This window comes from Arthrobacter terricola (assembly GCF_004354015.1).
GTDB classification, from domain to species: Bacteria; Actinomycetota; Actinomycetes; order Actinomycetales; family Micrococcaceae; genus Arthrobacter; species Arthrobacter terricola.
Map to the genome: position 1 here is coordinate 1 of NZ_SMRU01000078.1, position 3,255 is coordinate 3,255.

A 3,255-nucleotide genomic window follows, 5' to 3' on the forward strand; every position below is an offset into this window, starting at 1 on the left:
GTCCGTCTTCTCCCATGGCGACGTGGCCGATGGTTTCGTATTTGAGTGGGTTGGTTTTGCGTAGGTAGAGGGCCTGGGCTACGCCGGCGAGGAAGAGCCCGGCGGTGATGTAGGGGATGAGTTTGAACAGCAGGGTCGAGGCCGCGGGCCCGGCGGCGGTGTCCAGGTTGGTGATCATCATGATGACGACACAGACCATTCCGATTCCGCCGAGGATCGGTGCGACTTTGGTGCGCCAGACGTTTTCTTCGGGGTGGTGGTGTCGGAAGTAGTTGTAGACGGCGGCCATGGTGATGGTCTGCACGATCAGCAGGGAGAAGGTCCCGAGGACGGCCAGGATGGTGAACAGGTCCGCGTAGGGGTCTTGGTTGAGGAAGAAGAATCCCAGGATCCACAGGATCGCGATGCCGGTCTGGACGAACGAGGCGATGTGCGGGGAGCCGTGTTTCTTGTGGGTCCTGCCCAGGACGCCGGGCAGGACTCCTTCCCTGCCGAGGGAGTACATGTAGCGGGCTGCGGCGTTGTGGAAGGCCATGGCGCAGGCGAAGGAACCGGTCATCATGAGCCATTCCATGACCAGGACCCAGCCGTGGCCGACGAACACGTTCGTGGGGTGGAAGAACATGTCCAGCGGGTTCGCGCTTTGGGCCAGGGCGATCGCGGTCTTGGCGCCGTTGCCGGCGACGGACATCCAGGAGACGAAGGTGTAGAACACGCCCACGCCGGTGACCGCGATCATCGTGGCGATCGGGATGATCTTGCGCGGGTTTTTGGATTCCTCCCCGTACATGACGGTGGATTCGAATCCGGTCCAGGACCAGAACGCGATGAACATCGCCAGGCCGGGCGCGGCGACCTGCAGGCCGTTGGGCAGGAAGACGTTGACCGGGTTCAGGGTTTCGGGCATCAGCCCGTCCGGGCCGCCGCCGTGGAAGAGCACGCCGAAGGCCATGATGGCCAGGATCGCGATTTCGGTGAACAGCAGCAGGGTCAGGATTTTCGCGGCCATGCTGATCTCGAAGTAGCTCAGCGCCCCGATCGTGACCAGCCCGAACAGGGCGAACACCACCCAGTTGATGTCCAGGCCGAGCTGGTCCTTGAACGCGAGCTGGCCGAAGTAGGAGAAGATCCCGATGATGCTGGCTTCGAACACGATGTAGCTGAAGGTGACCATGTACCCGGTCCCGAGCCCGAACACGCGCCCCAGGCCGCGGGAAATGAACCCGTAGAACGCGGCCGTGGAGGTCACGTACCGGGCCATCGTGACATAGGCGATCGCGAAGACGGACAGGATCACGGTGGCCCAGATGTAGGTCGCCGGGGTCCCGGTGCCGACGCCGAACCCGACCGAGATCGGCACGTTGCCGCTCATGACCGTGATCGGGGCCGAGGTTGCGACGGCCATGAACACCACGTCCCACAGGCCCAGGGTGTTCGCTTTCAGCGCCCCGGCCTTGGCCCCGGGCTTGGCCGACCGGGTCCCGGTGCTGTCGGGGGTGCGGCTGGTGGTGCTCATGCCTGTTCCCCGTGCTGGTGTTCGGTGTGGTTGCTCAGGCAGTGGCCTTCAGCGGTTTTTTCCGAGGGCAAATCCAGGGTGGGGTTCTCGTCGAAGAAGCCGTAGGGCTCGATGAAGAACCCGGTCATCTGCTTGGGCATCACGGGCCAGTCCTCGATGCGGACCACGTGGTTCAGGCCGAAGGAGTGCCACATCACCACGTCCTCGTTCACGATCGATTCGTCGGCCTCGATGTAGGCCGGGAGCCCGTCGTTGCTCAGCAGCGCGCTCTGGTTCGGGTATTCCCCGGCCGGGTAACGCTCGCCCTCTTCGTACTTGGACACCCAGATCGTCTTCGTGGAGAACGGGGCGCGCTTGGTGACCCAGTTGTTCGGCTTCTTCTTCATCAGCACCGGGTCGGTGGGCATGATCCGGTACGCGGTGTTCTCCCCGACCTTGTTCGTGCGCGATTCACTGGCCACCATCCACCAGCGGTGGGCCAGCGGGTCCGCTTCACGGGCCGCGGCCTTCTCGGTCTCCAGCAGGGTCCGCTGGGCGTAGAACGGGCTGACCATCGGGTCATCGGTGTCCTCGGCGACGGTCTCGACCTCGAAGACCGAGTTCTTGTCCCCGTCCAGCGCCCAGTCCAGGCGGGCGTTGAAGATGTGCTCGTGGATCGGCGCGTACAGCCCGTCGGTGTTCAGCAACTGCCCGTACTTGGTCGTCTCACCCGGGGCGATGCCGCCGGTGGACAGGATGCCGGTGGCCTTGATCTCAAACTGGATCGTGCCGTCCAGATGCAGGGTCCAGTAGAACGCGTACTCGTAGTTCGCCACCGTGACCACGAACGAAACCACGAGCTTGCGCCCGCGCCGGGTCTGGGCGTCGTTGGTCCGGAAGTCCCAGTGCTTCCACTCCAGTCCGTCGTCTTCCTCGTGCAGGCAGATCGCGTTCGTGATCGTGTACGGCTTGCCGAACGAATCGACCAGGTTCGCGTCGAAGTACTCGATATCACCCAGGCAGTCACAACCGAGCTCCAGCGAGTTGGTCATGTACCCGAAGTTGTACTCCCCGGCATCGAACGCGTTCTTCTGCTGCTGCGAACGGCTCGGCGGACCATACGGCACCACCATCTCCGTCAACGACGCACGGTGCAGGATCGGACGCAGCTCACCCTTGTCACGGAACCCGATCTGGTGCAGCACCAGACCCTCACGCGGGGTGAACCCCAAATCAAAGGACCAGTTCAACCACTCCACATGGTTCCCGTTCACCGTGAAGTTCCGCCCCTCCGGGAAGCTGATCTCGATCGGCTTGATGTCCGTGCGGGCCGGGCCCACGAAATCCGGGTGGTAGTTGTTCTTCTCCATCGGCACATGCAAGAAACCATCATCCTCAACACCGATGACTTCCTGCTTGTTCAAATCAACCAGGACCGTGAAGTCCTCCATCGGGTGCGCATACGGGTTATCGTTCGGCTCCAAACGCGTGAACATCAACGCACGCATGATCCGCTTGCCGCCCTGGTCCTCACCCCAGTACCCGATCGACCACGGCTCGGCACACACCAGGGACATGTCCGTGATGCCACGCTTGGCCAACGCCTCCTGCACCAGCGGCGACGCGACCACCGCGGCCTCGCACTCGGCAAACTCATCAGCCATGATCGGCGGCTGCGTCCCGGCCGGCAACTCCACCCACCGCGTGATCGTGGACGAGGGCACATCCACGATCGCCTCATAGGCAAGATTCGTGTCGCG

General features: G+C 63.2%; 2 protein-coding genes. Both read right to left on the minus strand.

Features of this window, described 5'->3' with window-relative positions:
- Window positions 1–1,516, minus strand: a 1,516-nt coding sequence (locus E1809_RS26185) for an APC family permease (RefSeq protein ID WP_133207136.1), incomplete at its 3' end; no start/stop codon positions are given.
- Window positions 1,513–3,255 (minus strand): primary-amine oxidase (locus E1809_RS26190; protein ID WP_133207137.1); only part of this gene is annotated, 1,743 nt, incomplete at its 5' end. The genes E1809_RS26190 and E1809_RS26185, both read right to left, overlap by 4 nt.